Here is a 19,444-nt window from a genome sequence, read left to right as displayed (position 1 = left end):
CCATTGCCGCCTGTCGAGGAAGCAAAGGCGGCCTTGGCCGTTGGAGACGGACTGGGGGCCGAAATTGCCCTCAACCGCGCACTTGCGGCGGGCGAGCCAAGGGAGGCGATCGCCGCCTATTACGGACAGGCCGAGCTGCAGCAGGGCGAACTTGCCGAAGCCCGCAAATGGCTGGGTGATGGCGAGTTCGACGAGGGGAGCGTTGGGCACGGATACCACATGCTCGCCAGGCTCGAGATGGCACAGGACAATCTGCCGGCGGCCGGCCGCGCGTTCGATCGCGCATTGCAGGTCAAGGGCCGGGACCCGGAAATCTGGGTCGATATCGGGCGGATGCGGTACCGCGGTGGCGAGCAGGCCGAAGCGATCGAAGCCAGCGAGCGCGCGCTCGGGCTGGGACCTGACAACGCCGCTGCACTACAGTTCCGCGGGCAACTCATTCGGGATTCCGAAGGAAACCTTGCCGCTCTGCCCTTTTTCGAACGGGCGTTGGAAACCAATCCGGACGACGTGGGACTGCTCGGCGATTATGCCGCGACCCTCGGCGAATTGGGAGAGGCAAACGAGATGCTGGCCGCTGCCCGGCGCATGATCGAACTCGATCCCGCAAACAGGCGCGCCCTTTATTTGCAGGCTGTCCTTGCCGCGCGCGGCGGGCAGTTCTCGCTTAGTCGCCAGCTCCTCGGCAGGTCTGGTTACGTCGATGGTGAAGTCCCGGGCGCCATGCAGCTTTCGGCGGTACTGGACCTCGAAAGCGGCAATTTTGCCAGCGCCGCTCAGATGCTGGAACGGTTGTCCGTCATGCAGCCCGACAACCGCCATGTGCAGGACCTTCTGCCCCGTGCATTGGCGCTGGGACGCAACGATCGGGAGCTGATCTACCGGTTCGGGGAGGCTGCGAAGAGGTCCAGCGCATCGCCATACCTGCGTTCGCTGGTTGCCCGGTCCTACGAAAGGCTGGGGGAGTACGAGAGAGCGGCGGCCTTCACCGACGCGGTTTCCAAACCGCGCGCATCCAATCCGATCGCGAAGGAGGCGAGTGTTACGCTCGACGTTGCGCGTGTCCACGGCGACGAGACGGGACCTGATGTTCTCCAGCTTGTCCGGGCCGCTCTTTCGGCCAGGCAAAATGCCGAAGCTCGCGAGAGTGCTTCTCGCTTCCTGGCGAAGTTCCCGGGGTCCGCGGACGCGCTTTCCCTTGCGGGCGATACCAGACTTGGCACGTCGGATGCCGATAAAGCGCTCGATCTGTACCGCAGGGCGGCGCATATCCGACGTCCTTGGCCACTGACCCTGCGTATGGCTGCAGCCAGTCAGGCGAAGGGTGACCAAGCAGCGAGCCTGCGCCTGCTTTTGGCGCACTTCTTCGGCGATCCCGGAAATGCCGAGGCGGCCCGGCTGCTGGCAACGAATGCCGCGCAGTCCGGCGACTGGCCCGCGGCGGCAATTTTTGCCGACCGGGCAATAAAGGCCGGGGCGATCAATGATCCGTTCCTGATGATGATACAGGCGGAATTCGCACTGCAGGAGAACGACCCGAAAATGGCGGTGGAAGCGGCGCGGGAAGCTTACGCACTGTTGCCGGCAAATCCGCTGACGACCCGGATGCTGGCGCACGTCTATCGCGAAACGGGTGCCGATCCGCGATTGGCGGAGGCGCTGGTACGGAAGGCCGCGCGCCTAGTCTGACAGATCGATCGCGGTGCGCTCGCTCGCGGGCAGGCGGCGATTGTAGCGTACCGACCACCAGAAGCTGATCCCGATCAGGACGGCGCCGATCAGCCCGGTAATGGTTTCGGGAATATGGACCCTGGCCGAAACCAGCATGATACCGCCAAGCGCGATGATGGCCCAGAACGCCCCGTGCTCGAGGAAACGGTACTGTGCCAGCGTCCCTTTTTCAACGAGATGGATGGTCATGGAGCGTACGAAGATCGCTCCGATCGACAGGCCCAGCGCGATCACGATCATGTTGTTCGACAAGGCGAAGGCCCCGATCACGCCGTCGAAGCTGAAGCTGGCGTCGAGTACCTCCAGATAGAGGAACCCCCCGAGTCCGCTGCGAACCACCGCGCCCGCCATTCGCTGTTTCTCCTCGTGGATTTCGAGGATCTTGTTGATCCCTTCCACGCCGATGAAGGTGACGAGGCCGAAAATGCCCGCGACCAGGAAGGTCAGCGCCTCGTCTGCTGCAAGCATGCTCGAAATCCCCCAGAGGATCAGCAGCAGGATGGCGATCTCGATGGCCGGGAGGACGGCGAACTTCTTCAGCTGCCTTTCCACCACCGATATCCAGTCGATTTCCTTCGTATGGTCGAAGAAGAATTTCAGTCCGACCATCATGAGGAAGGCCCCGCCGAAACCGGCGATGCCGACATGGGCGGAATTCACGATCCGCTCGTATTCGTCCGGGCGATTGAGCGACAGGTCGATGGCATCGATCGGCCCGATGCCGGCCGCAATGGCGACGATGGCCAGCGGGAAAGCTATCCGCGCCCCGAAAACGGCGATCGCGATGCCCCAGATCAGGAAGCGCTTCTGCCAGACCGGATCCATGTTGCGCAGGACCGTGGCGTTCACCACGGCATTGTCGAAGCTGAGCGAAATTTCGAGGACCGACAGGACCAGCACGATCCACAGCAAGCTCATCGTACCGCCGATGGTGCCCGTGCTTGCCCAGCCGTACCAGACCGCCAGGGCAAGACAGATGGCCGTGAAAACCAGCGAGAACTTGTAGAATTTCAGGATGACGGACATGGCAGGCTTCTTGATGATCGCTGTTATCGCCCGGCTACGCGTGGGCGAGGCGAGGACGCAAGACGAGCGGGTTCATTTGGGCTGATAAGTCTGGTCGGGACCGGGGAAACTGCGTGCCCGGACTTCCCCGGCATAGCTCTCGACAGTCTTTTCGATCGTTTCGGCCAGATTTTCGTACTTCTTCACGAAGCGAGGCACCCGCTCGAACATGCCCAGCATGTCTTCGGTGACGAGGACCTGCCCATCGCAACTGGCCGATGCGCCGATACCGATGGTGGGCGCCGACACGGACCTGGTCACCTCGATTGCAATCGGTTCGACGACGCCTTCGACCACGATTGCGAATGCTCCCGCGCGGTCCAGCGCGATCGCGTCCTCGACGATCTTTTCCGCTTCCGCGTCGCTCCGTCCGCGCGCGCCGTACCCTCCGAGCACGTTGACCGCCTGCGGGGTCAATCCGACATGCCCCATGACGGGGATGCCGCGCTGAACGAGGAATGCCACGGTGTCCGCCATCGCTGCCCCGCCTTCCAGCTTCACGGCAGCGGCGCCGCTCTGCTTCATCAGGTATGCGGCATTTTCGAACGCCTGTTCCGGCGAAGCCTCGTAGGAGCCGAAGGGCATGTCCACCGCCACCACCGCATGGTAGCTCCCTCTCACGACCGCAGCTGCGTGATTGGCCATCATGTCCAGCGTGACGGGCACGGTCGAAGACAGCCCGTATATGACCTGTCCGAGGGAATCCCCCACCAGCAGGAGGTCGCAATGGCGATCGAGCAACTGCGCCATGCGTGCAGTGTAGGCGGTCAGCATCACGATCGCTTCCTGCGTCTCGCCATCCTTCTTCCGGTCGCGAATGCGCGGAACGGTGAGCCGTTTCATCGGCGCCGGCGTCGGGTTGGCGCGACTGGTGGAGGTTTCGAGCTGGAAGGTCGTGGACATGGTTCGCGTTCCTAGCGGTGGCAACCGACATTGGCAAAGCGGCACAATGGCGGGTGGACGTGCGCGCACGATTGTTGCACGAAGCTGACAAACATCAGCACGCCATGGAGCGCGTGCGCTGGGGAGGAATTTGAAGAGATGGTCGTCACCACCGGTTCCGATGGGATCACGCCGCGCGAAGGTTGGTCCTCGCGCTCCGCATTCATCCTGGCGGCTGTCGGCTCCGCCGTCGGTCTCGGGAACATGTGGCGCTTCCCGGCAGAAGCGGGCGAGAACGGCGGCGGTGCCTTCGTCCTGTTCTACATCCTGTGCGTGGTCCTGATCGGACTGCCGGTCCTGCTTTCGGAAGTCCTCATCGGCCGCCACGGTCAGTCGAACGCTCCGGAAAGCGTGCGGCGCATGGCAGCAGAGAGCAACAAGTCGAAGGGCTGGGCGATCCTCGCCGATTTCGGCGTGCTCGGTGCCTTCATGGTGCTCAGCTTCTACTGCGTCGTGGGTGGCTGGGTCCTCTATTACATGGGTGTCTTCGCGGACGATCTCTTGACGACCGGCCTCGCCGGCTATGCCTTCCAGGGGCGTCCCGCAGCAGAAGTGGAAGGCCTGTTGCCCGGACTCTTCGGCAATGGCGCCCTAATGGTCGGCCTCCACGCCCTGTTCCTCGCCATCACCCTGTTTTTCGTCGCGCGCGGCGTGTCCAGCGGTATCGAATGGGTCGCGACCTGGCTCATGCCTGCCTTCTTCGTCCTGTTCCTGGCGATCACGGTCTACGGCGCGTTCACGGGCGGTTTCGGCGAGGCGGTCGCCTATCTTTTCACATTCGACTTTTCGAAGCTGACCGGACCGGTGATGCTGGCCGCAGTCGGGCAGGCCTTCTTCTCGCTGTCGCTCGGGGTGGCAGGCATGATGACATACGGGGCCTATGTGGGCCGCGACGTCAATCTGGCAGGAACCAGCGGGATCATTGCCAGCGCCGATACGGCTGTGGCCCTGATTGCGGGCCTGTGCATCTTTCCGATCGTCTTTGCTGCCGGACTGGAAGCCAATGCGGGCCCGGGTCTCATGTTCCAGAGCCTCCCGCTCGCGTTCCAGGACATTCCCTTCGGCTCGCTCATCGGACTGCTCTTCTTCACCATGGTTTTCTTTGCGGCTCTGACCAGCTCGGTATCCTTGCTGGAAGCGCCGACGGCCTGGCTGAAGGATCGTGCGCGCATGCCGCGACCGGTGGCGACCGGCATGGTCGCAGGCGGTGCGCTGGTGCTGGGTGCGCTGGCAGCCTGGTTCTGGGAAACGCCTGTCGCCGGGATTTCGTCGATCGGCCTGTTCGAAGGGCAGGATCTCTTCAACGTGCTCGACACGGTGACCAGCAAACTGCTGATGCCGATCGGTGCGATCCTGACCTGTATCTTCCTTGGCTGGGTTGCGAACCAGCGGCTCGTCGATGGCGAGAACGGCCTCAGCGGCGGACTGCACAAGTTCTGGCTGCTGCTGATCCGGATCGTGTGTCCGCTCGCATTGGCGGCCATTCTGATCGTGGGAATTTTCCCTTCGATTGCGGGCGGATAATTTCGCTTTTCCGGAATGTGACGCAATTGTAAGAAACCGCGCCGGTTGTAACGGGGGGCAATGAGTCGGGCCCGGCCGGTGAGGGTTTCACAAAATGTTGTTCGGACGTGTCAAATCACTGGACGCGATCCTTGCTACCGCTGAGCGCCAGTCGCTTCATCGGACGCTGGGTGGTTTCCAGCTCATGCTTTTCGGTATCGGCTGCATCATCGGTACCGGTATCTTCGTCCTGACCGCGGCCGGCGCCCAGAAAGCCGGTCCCGGCCTCATGCTGGCATTCGCAATCGCAGGGGCGATCTGCATCGTGGCGGCGCTCTGCTACGCCGAGATCGCCGCGATGATCCCCGTCGCGGGCAGCGCCTACACCTACACCTATTCCGTGATGGGCGAGATCCTTGCCTGGACGGTCGGATGGGCGCTTATCCTCGAATACGCGGTGTCCGCCAGCGCCGTCTCGGTCGGGTGGGCGGGATATTTTTCCGGCACCATATTAGAGCAGTTCCTTGGGATAACCTTGCCGCAATGGCTGTCCGCCGGACCGCTTTTCCTCGGCGGCGAGCCGGGGGGACTGGTCAATCTTCCGGCGATGGTGATCGCGCTTCTCGTCACCTGGTTGCTGATGATCGGCACGAGCGAAAGCGCGAAGGTCAATGCCATCCTTGTCGCGATCAAGGTCGCGGCGCTGACCATCTTCGTCGCCCTGACGCTCCCGCAAGTCGAGCTCGACCGGTTCAATCCCTTCCTGCCGGCGGGCCTGTTCGGCCAGTGGGGCACGGGAACCGGCGCCGTCGGCGCAGCCGCCACGATCTTTTTCGCCTATGTCGGTTTCGATGCCGTTTCGACCGCCGCGGAAGAGACGAAGGACCCCCAGAAGAACGTCCCCATCGGCCTGATAGGATCGCTGCTGTTCTGTACGGTGTTCTACATCCTCGTGGCCGCAGGCGCGATCGGCACGATCGGCGGGCAGCCGATCATGGGGCCGGGCGGCATCCCGTTCCCGGCCGGATCGGAAGAACTCGCGCGCCAGTGCGCACTCCCGCAGTTTGCGTCCGCGCTGGTCTGTTCGGACGAGGCGCTGGCCCACGTCCTGCGCGAGATCGGCTTTTCCGGCGTCGGAAACCTGCTCGGCATCGCTGCATTCGTGGCACTGCCGTCGGTGATCCTCGTCCTGCTGTTCGCCCAGACGCGTATCTTCTTCGTGATGAGCCGCGACGGGCTTCTGCCGCAGAGCCTGAGCAAGGTGCACCCGAAATGGAAGACGCCTTACGTCGTCACCGCGATCACAGGCGTGGTCGTGGCAGTGGCTGCGGCGGTCTTCCCTGTTGGGAGGCTGGCGGACATCGCGAATGCGGGCACGCTGTACGCCTTCGCCATGGTGGCGATCGCCGTAATGCTGCTGCGGCGTAACGATCCCGATCGCAAGCGACCGTTCCGGGTCCCCGGACTGTGGTTCGTCGCACCAGCGGCGTGTGCCGGGTGCGTGTTCCTGTTCGTGAACCTGCCGACAGAGGCGATGCTGGTGCTCCCGATCTGGGGGGCGATCGGACTGGTGATCTATTTTATCTACGGGCGGTCACGCAGCCATCTGGGGCGCGGCATCGTGGAGGTCGTCGGCCCGGGCGACCACGAGGAAAGCCTGTTGCCGATAGATACGGATACGAAAAGGGACTGACGGGGCGACCCGCCAGTCCCTCGGGATTGGATCAGTTCAGGATCTAGAGCGACGCGCTCTTGACGTGTTTCTCCTCGGCGTCCTCGTGGACGTTCATGCCGAGCGCCATCTTGGCGACGTTGAGGAGACTCATGTCACCGTCCCAGATTTCGGCATCGCCGAGATCCATGCGCAGGAAGACGATGTTCGGATCGTCCTTCCCGCCCTCGTACCACGCCTCGACGAAGTTGTTCCAGAACTGGTCGAACCGCTCCTGGCTGGTCTCGCGGACGAGATTGCCGTTGAAGCGGGCATAGATTTCGTGGCCTTTGCCCTGGAAGGTGGCGGTGGCCGGGCCGGTCTGGGCGAACGGGCTCTTGGTATGCGTAAAGAACCAGATCGCGCTGTTCGCGTCCTTGTCGAGCTGCGGGCTCATGGGAACCGAGGTGTCCGATTGTCCCGAGAGCTCGAGGAAAAGATACGGGCTGTCGGCCAGCGTCTTCCAGAATTTCTTCTTCAGTTCGTCGGGATTGCCTTCGGCGGTTTTCATATGCGTTTCTCCTTCTCCTAGCGAACGGCATGGCGGGGGATTTCGTTCCGTGCAGCGGGAGGGAACCGATTGCATGGGAAAGAGATATGGAACATAAATAGAACAAACGCGATTCGACCATGACCATGCCAAGCCATCTCACGCTGCCTAGCGCGGCCGATCTTGCGGCCGTTTCCGCCTCGCGAACCGCGCGCTGGCGGCCGGGGCTGCGCGATGCCTCGCACAGCGAGGTGTTCGCCGGCAGCGCAGAATGCGCCGGGGCTGCCGTGGCATTGTCCCTGGCGCTCGACGACTGGCGTATGCGCGAACGCCCGGAGACGGGAGAAGCCGAAGACCGGCGCGCGGTGCTCTGGGTACAGACCCGTGCCGCGGTGAAGCTGGGCGGTCGTCCCTATCGCCCGGGCCTGCCGCGCGAAGTGAGCCATCGCCTGATCCACGTGATCGCGGAAAAGGACGCCGATGCGCTGTTCGCCCTGGAGGAAGGTCTGCGCTGCCGCGAAATCGCTTTCGTGATGGGGGAAGTGGTCGGCAATCCGAAGGCGCTGGACTTCACCGCGTCGCGACGGCTCAGCCTCGCCGCGGAACGCCATGGCGTGAAGCTCTGGCTGGTACGGCTCGATGCACGGCCGGATCTCTCGTCCGCACGGCTGCGCTGGCGAGTGGAGGCTGCGCCTTCTTCGCCACACGGACCCAATACGCAGGCGCCGGGCACGCCTGCATGGCATGCAACCCTGTTCCGGGCCCGCGCCCACGCGCCTGGCGAGTGGATACTGACCGATGACGGACGCGCTCTTTCAGCAGCGCGGTCCCGGGACGAAAATGCCGCGCCGTATCCTGTCGATCTGGTGCGCAGAACTCCCGGTCGATCGCTGGCGGCTGTGTAGCGGTACCGGGCGGGGCGAGGGCGCCGATGCCGGCCCGCTCGTCCTGATCGCCGAAACCGCTCACGGACCGCGGATCGAGGCGGTCAATCCCGCCGGCCGCGCGGAAGGTGCGCGCAAGGGCATGATGCTGGCCGACGCGCGCACGCTTTGCCCCCGTATCCAGACCATGCCGAGCGATCCGGCAGGCGATCTCGATTTCCTGGAGAAACTGGCTCTGTGGTCCCGCCAGTGGGGCCCGTGGAGTGCCATGGATGCGCCGGACGGCGTGCTGGTGGACGTGACGGCGGTGGCCCACCTGTTCGGCGGCGAGAGCAGCCTGCTGGCCGACGTGCAGGCACGCTTTGCCTCGCGCGGACTGGTGGCCCGGCTCGCGATAGCTCCGACCGCGGGCGCGGCCTGGGCCATGTCCCATTTCGGTCCCGAACGTGCTATCCTTGGCGCCGGGTGCGACGTGGTGGCCCGTCTGTCGGACCTGCCGGTGACTTCCCTGCGCCTGGACGAGGACGTGCTGGTCGTACTTCGGCGCCTCGGCCTCAAAACGATCGGCCAGCTTGCCGGAGTGGAGGAGGGCGAGCGGCAGGACGGGGCCGGGCGCGATTCACTCCATCGCCGGTTCCGCAACCGCAAGTCGCCTGCCGCCAACCCCCTCGTCCGGCTTGACCAGCTTGCGGGAAAGGTGCCCGAACCGCTGCTTCCCGTCATTCCCCAGCAGATGCCGCTGGTCCAGCGCCGCCTCATGGAGCCGATCCGGCATCGTGCATTGCTGGATACCGTGGTGTCGGACCTGGCGGAGGACATGGTGCGCGAACTGGAGGGAAAGGCGCAAGGCGCAAGGCGCCTGGAACTGGGGCTATGGCGTGTCGACGGGGAAGTCATCCTGCGCGTCCTGGAACTCGCCGCCGCCACGCGCGATCCGTCGCATATAGTTCGCCTGTTCGCCGAAAAGCTGGAGGATATCGACGCCGGTTTCGGGATCGAGACGGTGCGTCTCAGGGCGAGCTGGGCCGAACCGCTGGCTCTGGAGCAGGCCGATATCGAAGCCGCGGCGGAGCGGCACGGGACCAGCCTCTCCGCCTGCCTGGACCGGTTGACGACCCGGCTCGGGCCGAAGGCCGTCCGGCGCCCCGTACCCCACGGCAGCCACATTCCCGAGCGGGCGCAACGCTGGCAGGCACCACTGGACCCGGAGCCGGCGCGGCAGGAGGAAATGCGCTTTCATGCCCGGCCGCTCAAGCTGCTCGACCGGCCGGAAGCCATCGCGGTGCTGTACGCGACGCCTGACGGGTACCCGAAACGCTTCCGCTGGCGCGGCGAAGTACATGAAGTGGCGAAAGTGGAAGGTCCGGAACGCGTCGCGCCCGAATGGTGGCGGTCCAGGTCCGCGACGAGATTGCGCGACTACTACCGGATCGAAGACCAGGCCGGCCGGCGTTACTGGATCTATCGCCACGGGCTTATCGGAGACGGGCGCGGGGGCGCACCCGAATGGTATCTGCAGGGCCTCTGCGCCTGATGAAACGGGCCTCAGCCGAAGGCCCATCCCCCAAGAAGGCTGAAGCCGAGCGTGATCAGGACCACGCCGACCAGGTTCAGCACCAGACCGCCGCGCACCATCTGCCCGATGGTCACGACGCCGGTCGAAAACACGATCGCGTTGGGCGGTGTCCCGACGGGCAGCATGAAAGCGCAGGTTGCGGCAAGTGCTGCGGGAATGAGCAGGCCGAAGGGATCCATCCCGAGACCAAGCGCCACGCCGCCCAGGATGGGAATGAAGGTCGCTGCCGTCGCGGTGTTGCTGGTGATCTCGGTCAGGAAGAGGGTGATCAGCACGACCGCGCCGATCAACAGGATTGGAGCCAGGGAGCCGAGCCCTCCAACCTGACCGCCAAGCCACGCATCGAGCCCCGATGCCGCGACCGCACTTGCAAGGCTGAGGCCACCGCCGAAAAGGATGAGCACGCCCCAGGGAAGGCCTTCTTCGGCGTCCTTCCATCCAAGAGCCGCTTCGCCCCTGGCGTCTCCTGGAAGGAGGAACAGGGCGGTTCCGGCGGCGATCGCAATGGCGGTATCGTCGAACCCGGTCCACCAGGCGCCGTCCGCTTCGACGACGAACTCTGCAAGCAGGCCCGGCACGATCCAAAGGAAGGCGGCACTGGCGAATACGACCAGGACCGATTTCTCGCCGCGGCCCAGCCGGCCGAGCTTGCGCACCTCGTTGGCGATCATCTCTCGCCCGCCCGGTATCTCGCGAAGGTCGAACCGGTAGATGAGGCGGGTCATGAGCAACCACGCCACCACGAGGAAGATCGCCGCAATCGGCAGGCCTACCATCATCCATTGCAGAAAACCGATCGGCCGGCCGAGCTCGGTCGCGGCATAGCCGGCAACGATGGCGTTGGGCGGACTGCCGAGCAGGGTACCGAGGCCGCCGATGCTGGCCGACCAGGCGATCGCCAGCACGAGGCAGATGCCGAAGCGTTGCAGCTGCGGATCGTCCGGGATAGCCGCTGCTGCGCCTGACCTCGCATCGCCGGTCTGCGTCCCCTCCCGAATGAGCGAGAGGACCGAGAAGGCGATGGGCAGCATCATGAGGGTCGTCGCGGTGTTGGAGACCCACATCGACAGGAAGGCCGTCGCGATCATCATGCCGAGGACGATCATCTTCGGTTCGGCACCGACCCGCCGCAGCGTCATCAGCGCGATGCGGCGATGGAGGCTCCACTTCTCCATCGCGATGGCAATGAGGAAACCACCGAGGAACAGGAAGACGATCGGGCTGGCGTAGGGGGCGGCGGATTCCCCGACGGTCTGCTCCGTCAGGGCCGGAAAGACGAAGATCGGGAGCAAGGCCGTGGCCGCGAGCGGAATAGCTTCGGTAATCCACCAGAATGCCATCAGCGTACCGACGGCCGCCACGACACGCGCGTCGGGTGACAAGCCCTCTGCACCATCGAGCAGAAGATAGACGGCGAGCGCTACTCCTATCCCCAGGAGGCGGATCGCGATCAATCCGAGCCCGGAGCGCTTGCCGGAGCTGTCGGCGCTCTCTTCCGCTTCTGTCATGATCTCTCCCTCCAGGAGAGGCCATGCGATAAAGCCGACCCCCTGCCAAGCAGAAGATCGGCTTCTTCCTATCCCACACCAGTGTGGTGAAACTGCCCTAGCACTCTTGGCTGCACCTCAGGAACAACACTGCGGCGACCAGCCACATGAGGGCGAAGGTCCCGAGAAAGTACCACATCAGGGTCGAACCGACATACACTCCCAATGCAAGATGCAAGCCCGCTTGCAGCGCGGTAAGCACGCTCATGGCTCGCGCACGAAAGCGGAATGCTGCCCCGCCGAGTACCAACGCTGCAAGGCCCGCGAAGAACAGCAGGTTCAGAGGATTGTCCTCGTTGCCGATGATGCCCACTGCCATGTTGGACCAGGTCGTCAGGAACGACATCAGGATCGTGACGGCCATGGCGGCACGGTAGGTCCAGTTCGTGCTTGCGCGGACAGTCCATTCCAGCGCCCCGCCGACAAGGCCGAAAATGATGGCAGCGAACACGAAGTCGCTCGTCGTCCAGTCGACCTCGCTCGTAAACTGCATGGCGAGTGCCGGAATGCACAACAGGATCGCCGTCCCGCTCCAATAGATAATCCTCCAGAGACGACCCGCCATGGGATCCCGTTCGCTCGTGTTCTGCATATGCTTGCCTTTCCTGTCCAAACCGGGGCATTTCGTGGCGACAGACGGGATGAAAGGCATGAGCGATCTCTGAGGAAACGCTGAAATCGACCGGCGATGCGATGGAGTTCGGCCCCTTCCGGATCGATACGGCGAATCGGCGTCTTTTGCAGGACGGGCATCCGATCGATCTGAGTGCCCGTTATTTCGACGTCCTGCTCCTGATGACGCGGCACCCCGGCGAGCTTCTTTCCAAGGACCGGCTGCACCGCGAGGTCTGGAAGGGCATCCCGGTGACCGACGATGCGATCACGCAAGCCATCAGGGCCTTGCGCAAGGCATTGTCCGACGATGCATCGGCCCCGCGCTATATCGAGACCGTTCCGAAGCACGGCTATCGTTTCATTGGTACCGTGAGGTCTTGCGCTACTCCTGTCGCATCGCAGGTTGCTCTGTCCGCCGGCAGGTCTCCACTGCTGGACATCGGCCTGCTTGTTGCGGGAGGCTGCGTCGCCGGGCTGGTTGTCGGCATCGGATATGCCTTTTTCGCCACCGAAGGTTCGTCCGTCGGTTCACTCTCGCTGGTGATCGTGATGGCGTTGCTATCGGTGGTTGCGGCTGCCGTGTCCGCTTTCGGCATCGGGCTGGGCATGCAGCTATTAACGCGATGGATGGCGGGCCCTTGGAGCATCCTTGCAGGAGGCGCGGTCGGAGGATTGGTGACGGGTGGCATTGCGAACCTCCTGGGCCGGGACACGTTCCGCATTCTGGTTGGGCATTCGCCCGACCGGATGACGGGGCCGACGGAAGGTCTGATCATCGGTTCAACGGTCGGACTTGCCGCGTTTCTTGCGCTCGGCCCGGTTCGCGGAAGGCGGATTGCGATCGGTCTGGCGGGACTGATCGGACTTCTGGCTGGCGGGCTGGCGATTGGTTTGGGCGGCACGATGTTCGGCGGAAGCCTCGTCTCCTTGGCAAACGACGTCCCTGCATCGTCGCTCGATTTGCCGGAAGCATCCGGTATCGTCGCGGTGTTGGGCGGGGGACTGGAGGGCGGTATCTTTGTCGCTTGCCTTGTCGGCGCATGGGCGATTGGCGGGCGCTTACCGGACCGCGTGGAGGCAAATTGATCGAAACGGCTATGCAAAGCCCTCTCGAGAACATATGTAGAACATATGCGCCAGCACACGACTCTGGAGAAACTCGAAATTCTCGCCGACGCCGCGAAGTACGATGCGTCGTGCGCCTCTTCCGGAACGGCGAAGAAGAATTCGGTGGGCGGAAAGGGGATCGGCTCCACCGAGGGAATGGGGATCTGCCACGCCTATGCGCCTGACGGGCGCTGTATCAGCCTGCTCAAGATCCTGCTGACCAACCACTGCGTTTTCGATTGCCACTACTGCGTGAACCGCAAAAGTTCGAATGTCCGCCGGGCGCGCTTTACCCCGCAGGAAGTGGCGGACCTCACGATCAGTTTCTACCGTCGCAACTATATCGAGGGTCTGTTCCTCTCGTCGGGCATCGTGAAGAGCTCCAACCACACGATGGAGCAGATCGTGGAGACGGCACGCATCCTTCGCGAGGAGCATGACTTCCGCGGATACATTCACCTCAAGACCATTCCCGAGGCGGATCCGGAGCTGGTTCACCGGGCCGGGCTCTATGCCGATCGTGTCTCCATCAATGTCGAATTGCCGACCGATGCCGGGCTCACGCGGCTCGCGCCGGACAAGAATGCCGCCCAGATCGAGGACTCGATGACGGGAATGAAGCGCTCGATCCTGCAATCCAGGGACGAGACCAAGCGTTTCAGGCACGCCCCGCGGTTCGCCCCGGCCGGCCAGTCGACCCAGATGATCGTCGGTGCGGACAGCGCGACTGATTCCGACATCGTGATCAAGGCGAGCCGGCTTTACGACGGGTTCAATCTGCGCCGGGTCTATTACAGCGCATTCAGCCCCATTCCCGATGCCAGCGCGGTGTTGCCGCTGAAGCGTCCGCCGCTGATCCGCGAGCACCGGCTGTACCAGTCCGACTGGCTGATGCGCTTCTACCAGTATCGCCCCGACGAGATCATGCAGGCGACGGAGGCGGACGGGAACCTCCCGCTGGATATCGATCCCAAGCTCGCCTGGGCGCTCAAGTTCCGGGACCAGTTCCCGGTCGATGTGAACCGCGCCTCGAAGGAGCAGTTGCTGCGTGTCCCCGGGCTGGGCACCAAGGCGGTGGCGAAGATACTGGGCGCGAGGCGTCACCGGACCCTGCGGCTCGACGACATGGCGCGGCTGACCGTGTCGCTGACCAAGGTCCGCCCGTTCATCGTGACCTGCGACTGGCGACCGACCATGCTGACCGACCGGGCGGACCTGCGCCGCCTGCTGGCACCCAGGCAGGAGCAGCTGGAGCTGTTCGCCGCATGACCGCGCTGCAGCATGTGAAGCTCGGCACCTATTACGTGGTGCAGATGCCGCGGCCGGACGATTTCGATTTCTGGCGCGAGCGGGCGCGTCTGCTGGTACGGGCCGATGTGCCGCCCGACCGGGTTGCGTGGGTGGAACCGGGCGGCTCAGGCGACCTTTTCGCGCATGGCAGCACGCGCCTGCCCATGCCGGAAGACGAGACGCGCCCGGTCCGCGCGAGCAAGCGGTTCGTCGCCCTGGCGCGCAACGCTTCGCTCCATTCCGACCCGGAGCGGTTCGCCGTGCTCTATCGCCTCCTTTGGCGGCTCCAGGCCAACCCCCGGATCATGGAGGACAAGGCCGATCCCGACGTGCGGTGGGTGGAGGAACTGGACAAGAACGTCCGGCGCGACAGCCACAAGATGCACGCCTTCGTCCGGTTTCGCGAGATCGAGGACGAGGAAGGCAGCGCGCATTACGTCGCCTGGTTCGAGCCGGAACATCACATCGTGCGGGCCAATGCCGGGTTCTTCAAGCGCCGCTTCGCCAACATGGCATGGTCCATCCTCACGCCGCGCGGCACGCTTCACTGGGACGGGGAAACGATGCGCGAGGGTCCGCCAGCGCGCAAATCGGATGCGCCGCAGGGCGACCCGGTCGAGGATCTGTGGCGCACCTATTACGCATCCATCTTCAATCCCGCGCGTTTGAAGGTCGGGGCAATGCTCTCCGAGATGCCTAAGAAATACTGGAAGAACCTGCCCGAGGCCACGCTCATTCCCGAGCTGATCGCCGGGGCGCAGACACGCGAGGCAAGCATGGTCGAAGCAGGAACGCTGGAATTCGAGGACCGTCCGGACACGCTGGAGGCGATCGACAGGGCGATCCACGAATGCCGCAAGTGCCCGATCGGCGATCTCGACAACACCGCCGTGATGGGGGAGGGCCCGCAGGATGCGGCGCTCATGATCGTGGGCGAACAGCCGGGCGACCAGGAGGACCAGAGCGGAAAGCCCTTCGTGGGGCCGGCGGGGCAGTTGCTGGACAGGCACCTGGAGCGCGCCGGCATCGATCGGCAGTCCGCCTACGTCACCAATGCGGTCAAGCACTTCAAGTACGTACAGCGCGGCAAGCGGCGCCTGCACCAGTCCCCGGGCGCGAAGGAAATCGATACCTGCCGCTGGTGGATGGAAAGCGAGCGGGCGATCGTGAAGCCGAAGGTGGTCCTCGCCATGGGGGCCAGCGCGGCGCGCGGGATGCTGGGCAAGACGGTGAGCATATCGAAGGCGCGCGGCGAACCGATCCCGCTCGACGACGGCAGCGAATTGTGGATCACGGCGCATCCGTCCTACCTGTTGCGGCTCGACGGCGAAGCGGCGGAGAAGCAGGCCGCCCTGTTCGACGCCGATCTGGCGGCGGTGAAGGAGCGCTTGGAGGAACTGGCAGGGTGATATGCCCGACCAGCCCCTCACTCCCGACAAGCGACGGATCGATCTCGATCCGGACCTGATCGACGCGCCCGCGCGTGCGCCGTTCGTCGAGCTCGGCCTGGTAAGCTGCTTCAGCTTCCTGCGCGGCGCGTCGGATGCCGTCGACCTCGTTCTGACGGCGCGGTCACTCGGCTACGATGCCATCGGTATCGCCGATGCCAATTCGATGGCGGGCGTCGTGCGGATCCATACCGAGGCGCGGACGCTCAAGATGCGGCCCGTCATCGGCTGCCGGATAGAGACGGTGGAGGGGCTGGCATTCCTCGCCTATCCGAAGGATCGCGCGGCCTATGGGCGTCTCTGCAAGCTGATATCCGCCGGCCGGACCCGCACGCTGACGGGCGAATGGCAGGAAAAGGGCATCTGCGAGATCGATCTCGCCATGCTCGCCGCGCATGGCGAAGGGGTCCAGCTCGTCCTGATGCCGCCGCACGACCTGTCGCACGCATTCACGATCGGCATCGCGAACAACGTGGTGCCGTTCGCCCGAGAGGACACGGCGCAGGGCGATGCGGATGCGAAAGATACCCTGACAGGCCCGCTGGCGACGATCCTGCCCAGGCTCGCGGAGCAGCTGCCGACGCTCGGCCATATCGGTGCCAGCTTCCTGTATGCGGGCGACGATATCGCGCGGATCGCCACGCTTGATGCGCTGGCCCGCCAGAACGGCCTGACGATCCTTGCCACCAACGACGTGCATTACCACGAACCGCAGCGCCGGCCGCTGCAGGACGTCATGACCGCGATCCGCCACAAGACGACGGTGGCGCAGGCAGGCCATCTGCTCGCCGCCAATGCGGAACGGTACCTGAAGCCGCCGGAAACGATGGTGAAGCTTTTCGAACGCTGGCCGCACGCCATTGCGGCGGCCCGCACGGTGGCCGATGCGTGCGAATTCAGCCTGGACCAGCTGCGCTACGAATACCCCGAGGAAATCTATCCCGACGGGATGGGGCCGCAGGAATACCTGGAAGAGGAAACCTGGAAGGGCGCGCAGTGGCGGTATCCGGGCGGGCTTCCCGATGCCGTGCGGGCGACGTTGGAAAAGGAACTGGCGCTGATCGGCAAGATGGACCTTGCCCGGTACTTCCTCACCATCAAGGACATCGTGGATTTCGCCCGCAACCAGGTCGATCCGCCGATCCTGTGCCAGGGCAGGGGCAGCGCGGCCAATTCGGCGGTCTGCTATTGCCTCGGCATAACCAGCGTGGATCCGGCGCAGCACCAGCTGCTGTTCGATCGCTTCATTTCCGAAGACCGCAAGGAGCCGCCCGACATCGACGTCGATTTCGAGCACGAGCGGCGCGAGGAAGTGATCCAGTACCTCTATCGCAAATACGGCCGCCACCGGGCCGGTATCGCCGCCACGGTCATCCATTACCGTCCCCGCATGGCGATCCGGGAAGTGGGCAAGGCGATGGGGCTTTCCGAGGATGTCACTTCCGCCCTGGCGCGGACGGTCTGGGGTGGATGGGGCCGCGAGATCGGGGAAGGGCATGTCGCCGAGACGGGAATGGACATAGGCGACCCACACCTGCGCCGGGTGCTCGCGCTGACCCGGCAGATGATCGGCATGCCGCGCCACCTCAGCCAGCATGTCGGCGGCTTCATCCTGACCGAAGGCGCGCTGACGGAGACGGTCCCGATCGGCAATGGCGCGATGGCGGATCGCAGTTTCATCGAGTGGGACAAGGACGACATAGAGGCGCTGGGCATCCTCAAGGTCGATGTCTTGGCGCTGGGGATGCTGACCTGCATCAAGAAATGCTTCGACCTGCTGGAAGACCATCACGACCGGCCGATGGAACTGGCCGGCGTTCCGCGGGAGGATCCGGAAACCTACGCCATGCTGCGCAAGGGGGACTCGCTCGGCGTGTTCCAGGTCGAAAGCCGGGCGCAGATGAACATGCTGCCGCGCCTGCGCCCACGGGAGTTCTACGACCTGGTGATCCAGGTCGCGATCGTGCGGCCGGGGCCGATCCAAGGGGATATGGTGCATCCCTATCTGAAGCGCCGGAGGGGTGCGGAGCAGGTGACGATACCGGCGCCGTCCCCCAAACACGGTCCGCCGGACGAGCTTTCCAGCATTCTCGAACGCACGCTGGGCGTGCCGATCTTTCAGGAACAGGCGATGAAGATCGCGCTCGACGCGGCGAAGTTCAGTTCCAAGGAAGCCAACCGGCTGCGCAAGGCGATGGCCACCTTCCGCAGCCGCGGCATGGTGGACGAATTGCAGGACATGATGGTCGAGCGGATGGTGGATCGCGGATACGATCGCGAATTCGCCCAGCGCTGCTTCAACCAGATCCGCGGGTTCGGTGAATACGGTTTCCCGGAAAGCCACGCCGCCAGCTTCGCCCACCTCGTCTATGTCAGCAGCTGGCTCAAATGCCATTTCCCGGCCGCCTTCGGCTGCGCGCTGCTGAATTCGCAGCCCATGGGCTTCTACGCCCCGGCGCAGATCGTGCGCGACGCGCGCGAGCATGGGGTGGAGGTGTTGCCGGCGGACGTGAACGCCTCGCAATGGGACTGCACGCTGGAAACGATGTCCGCTCCCGGCGGCCGGGCCGGGGACGAAGGCCGCCTGGACCGGCATGTCGCCCTGCGGCTCGGCCTGCGGCAGATCGACGGCCTGCCCGAACATGTCGCGGCGCGACTGGTGGCGGAACGCGCCGAGCGCGGTCGCTATGCCGATGTGCGCGAATTGCGCGACCGGGCCGGCCTGTCGCCCGCGCATGTGGAACGCCTTGCCAGTGCGGACTGCTTCAATTCGATCGGTCTTTCGCGCAGGCGCGCCCTGTGGGATGCGCGCAGCCTTGTGGGGGCACCCGACCTGCCCCTGTTCGCGGCGGCCCGCGAGCGCGACGAGGGGGCGGAGCGCCGGCAGACGAAGCTCCCGATCATGCCGATGAGTGAGGAAGTGGTCGCCGATTACCAGACCACCCGGCTGAGCCTGAAAGCGCACCCGATGGCATTCCTGCGGCCCGAGCTTGCCGAGCGCGGTTTCGTGCGCGCCTGCGAACTGCGGGATCGCAAGTTCCGTTCCATGGTCCAGGTCGCCGGTGTCGTGCTGATCCGGCAGCGTCCCGGCAGCGCCAAGGGCGTGTGCTTCATCACGCTGGAGGACGAGACCGGCGTGATCAACCTGGTCGTGTGGCCGGACCTCAAGGAAAGGCAGCGGACCGTCGTGATGGGCGCGCGGCTGATGGAAGTGCGGGGACGGGTCGAATATGACGACGAGGTCATCCATGTCATCGCCCACCACATGACCGATGCGAGCCAGCAACTGCACAAGCTGTCGGACGACATGCTGCGGCCCTCGATCGCGCGTGCGGACCACGTGAACAGCCCGCTGCCCGGCAACAAGACCAATCCGCGCGACGACCTTCGCAGCGGCGCGAACGATCCCTACAGGCCGGTCGAGCCATGGCAGGAGCCGCCGGCGGGAAATCGCGAATGCGGCTTCCACGGCCCGCAGGCGGGCGGCCATCCGCGCGATGTCCGGATCATTCCGAAGTCACGCGACTTTCATTGA

Annotated in this window: 14 protein-coding genes; 9 read left to right on the top strand and 5 right to left on the bottom strand. The window is 64.5% G+C overall.

Annotation, left to right across the window (positions count from 1 at the left end):
- Positions 1–33: 33 nt before the first annotated feature.
- Positions 34–1,689: a tetratricopeptide repeat protein gene (locus AB1K63_RS04115; RefSeq protein ID WP_366958680.1), complete on the top strand. Its 1,656-nt coding sequence runs from the start codon at positions 34–36 to the stop codon at positions 1,687–1,689.
- On the opposite strand, the gene AB1K63_RS04110 is transcribed toward AB1K63_RS04115, so the two are convergent.
- Both AB1K63_RS04110 and panB read right to left on the bottom strand, forming a co-directional pair.
- Positions 1,681–2,757: a DUF475 domain-containing protein gene (locus tag AB1K63_RS04110; RefSeq protein WP_366958679.1), complete on the bottom strand. Its 1,077-nt coding sequence runs from the start codon at positions 2,755–2,757 to the stop codon at positions 1,681–1,683. The two genes, AB1K63_RS04115 and AB1K63_RS04110, sit on opposite strands and share 9 nt — an antisense overlap.
- Before the next feature lie 72 nt (positions 2,758–2,829).
- Complete coding sequence (gene panB, locus AB1K63_RS04105; RefSeq protein ID WP_366958678.1) at positions 2,830–3,699, bottom strand: 3-methyl-2-oxobutanoate hydroxymethyltransferase; 870 nt, start codon at positions 3,697–3,699, stop codon at positions 2,830–2,832.
- 138 nt (positions 3,700–3,837) lie between these two features.
- Here panB and AB1K63_RS04100 point away from each other — a divergent pair, with 138 nt between their 5' ends.
- Both AB1K63_RS04100 and AB1K63_RS04095 read left to right on the top strand, forming a co-directional pair.
- Positions 3,838–5,262, top strand: a complete 1,425-nt coding sequence (locus AB1K63_RS04100; RefSeq protein ID WP_366958677.1) for a sodium-dependent transporter — start codon at positions 3,838–3,840, stop codon at positions 5,260–5,262.
- A 94-nt stretch (positions 5,263–5,356) separates the two neighbouring features.
- Positions 5,357–6,934: an amino acid permease gene (locus AB1K63_RS04095; RefSeq protein ID WP_366958676.1), complete on the top strand. Its 1,578-nt coding sequence runs from the start codon at positions 5,357–5,359 to the stop codon at positions 6,932–6,934.
- Between the two features lie 43 nt (positions 6,935–6,977).
- Here AB1K63_RS04095 and AB1K63_RS04090 read toward each other — a convergent pair whose 3' ends face one another.
- A complete protein-coding gene (locus AB1K63_RS04090; RefSeq protein WP_366958675.1) occupies positions 6,978–7,463 on the bottom strand; it encodes a pyridoxamine 5'-phosphate oxidase family protein in 486 nt (161 codons plus the stop codon).
- Between the two features lie 119 nt (positions 7,464–7,582).
- On the opposite strand from AB1K63_RS04090, the gene AB1K63_RS04085 reads away from it, so the two are divergent.
- Entirely contained in the window at positions 7,583–8,347 is a 765-nt protein-coding gene (locus tag AB1K63_RS04085; protein WP_366958674.1) for a hypothetical protein, read from the top strand.
- Positions 8,283–9,860: a DUF6504 family protein gene (locus AB1K63_RS04080; protein ID WP_366958673.1), complete on the top strand. Its 1,578-nt coding sequence runs from the start codon at positions 8,283–8,285 to the stop codon at positions 9,858–9,860. Before AB1K63_RS04085 ends, AB1K63_RS04080 begins: the two co-directional genes overlap by 65 nt.
- An 11-nt stretch (positions 9,861–9,871) precedes the next feature.
- Here the strand turns inward: AB1K63_RS04080 and AB1K63_RS04075 are convergent, their stop codons facing one another.
- Entirely contained in the window at positions 9,872–11,410 is a 1,539-nt protein-coding gene (locus AB1K63_RS04075) for a DASS family sodium-coupled anion symporter (protein ID WP_366958672.1), read from the bottom strand.
- 97 nt (positions 11,411–11,507) lie between these two features.
- Positions 11,508–12,041: a hypothetical protein gene (locus AB1K63_RS04070; RefSeq protein WP_366958670.1), complete on the bottom strand. Its 534-nt coding sequence runs from the start codon at positions 12,039–12,041 to the stop codon at positions 11,508–11,510.
- Between the two features lie 101 nt (positions 12,042–12,142).
- On the opposite strand from AB1K63_RS04070, the gene AB1K63_RS04065 reads away from it, so the two are divergent.
- From AB1K63_RS04065 to AB1K63_RS04050, 4 genes are read left to right on the top strand one after another with little or no spacing between them, the layout of a single operon-like run.
- Positions 12,143–13,150, top strand: coding sequence for a transcriptional regulator (locus AB1K63_RS04065; protein ID WP_366958668.1), 1,008 nt, complete (start codon positions 12,143–12,145; stop codon positions 13,148–13,150).
- A 45-nt stretch (positions 13,151–13,195) separates the two neighbouring features.
- Positions 13,196–14,440, top strand: coding sequence for a putative DNA modification/repair radical SAM protein (locus AB1K63_RS04060; RefSeq protein WP_366958667.1), 1,245 nt, complete (start codon positions 13,196–13,198; stop codon positions 14,438–14,440).
- Positions 14,437–15,870, top strand: coding sequence for a UdgX family uracil-DNA binding protein (locus AB1K63_RS04055; protein WP_366958666.1), 1,434 nt, complete (start codon positions 14,437–14,439; stop codon positions 15,868–15,870). The genes AB1K63_RS04060 and AB1K63_RS04055 overlap by 4 nt, the downstream gene beginning before the upstream one ends.
- 1 nt (position 15,871) lies before the next feature.
- Positions 15,872–19,444, top strand: a complete 3,573-nt coding sequence (locus tag AB1K63_RS04050; RefSeq protein WP_366958665.1) for an error-prone DNA polymerase — start codon at positions 15,872–15,874, stop codon at positions 19,442–19,444.

The sequence above is a fragment of the Qipengyuania sp. JC766 genome (assembly GCF_040717445.1).
Lineage (GTDB): Bacteria > Pseudomonadota > Alphaproteobacteria > Sphingomonadales > Sphingomonadaceae > JC766.
The sequence above is the reverse complement of the archived record's forward strand: the minus strand, read 5'-3'. Positions and strand labels throughout refer to the sequence as shown.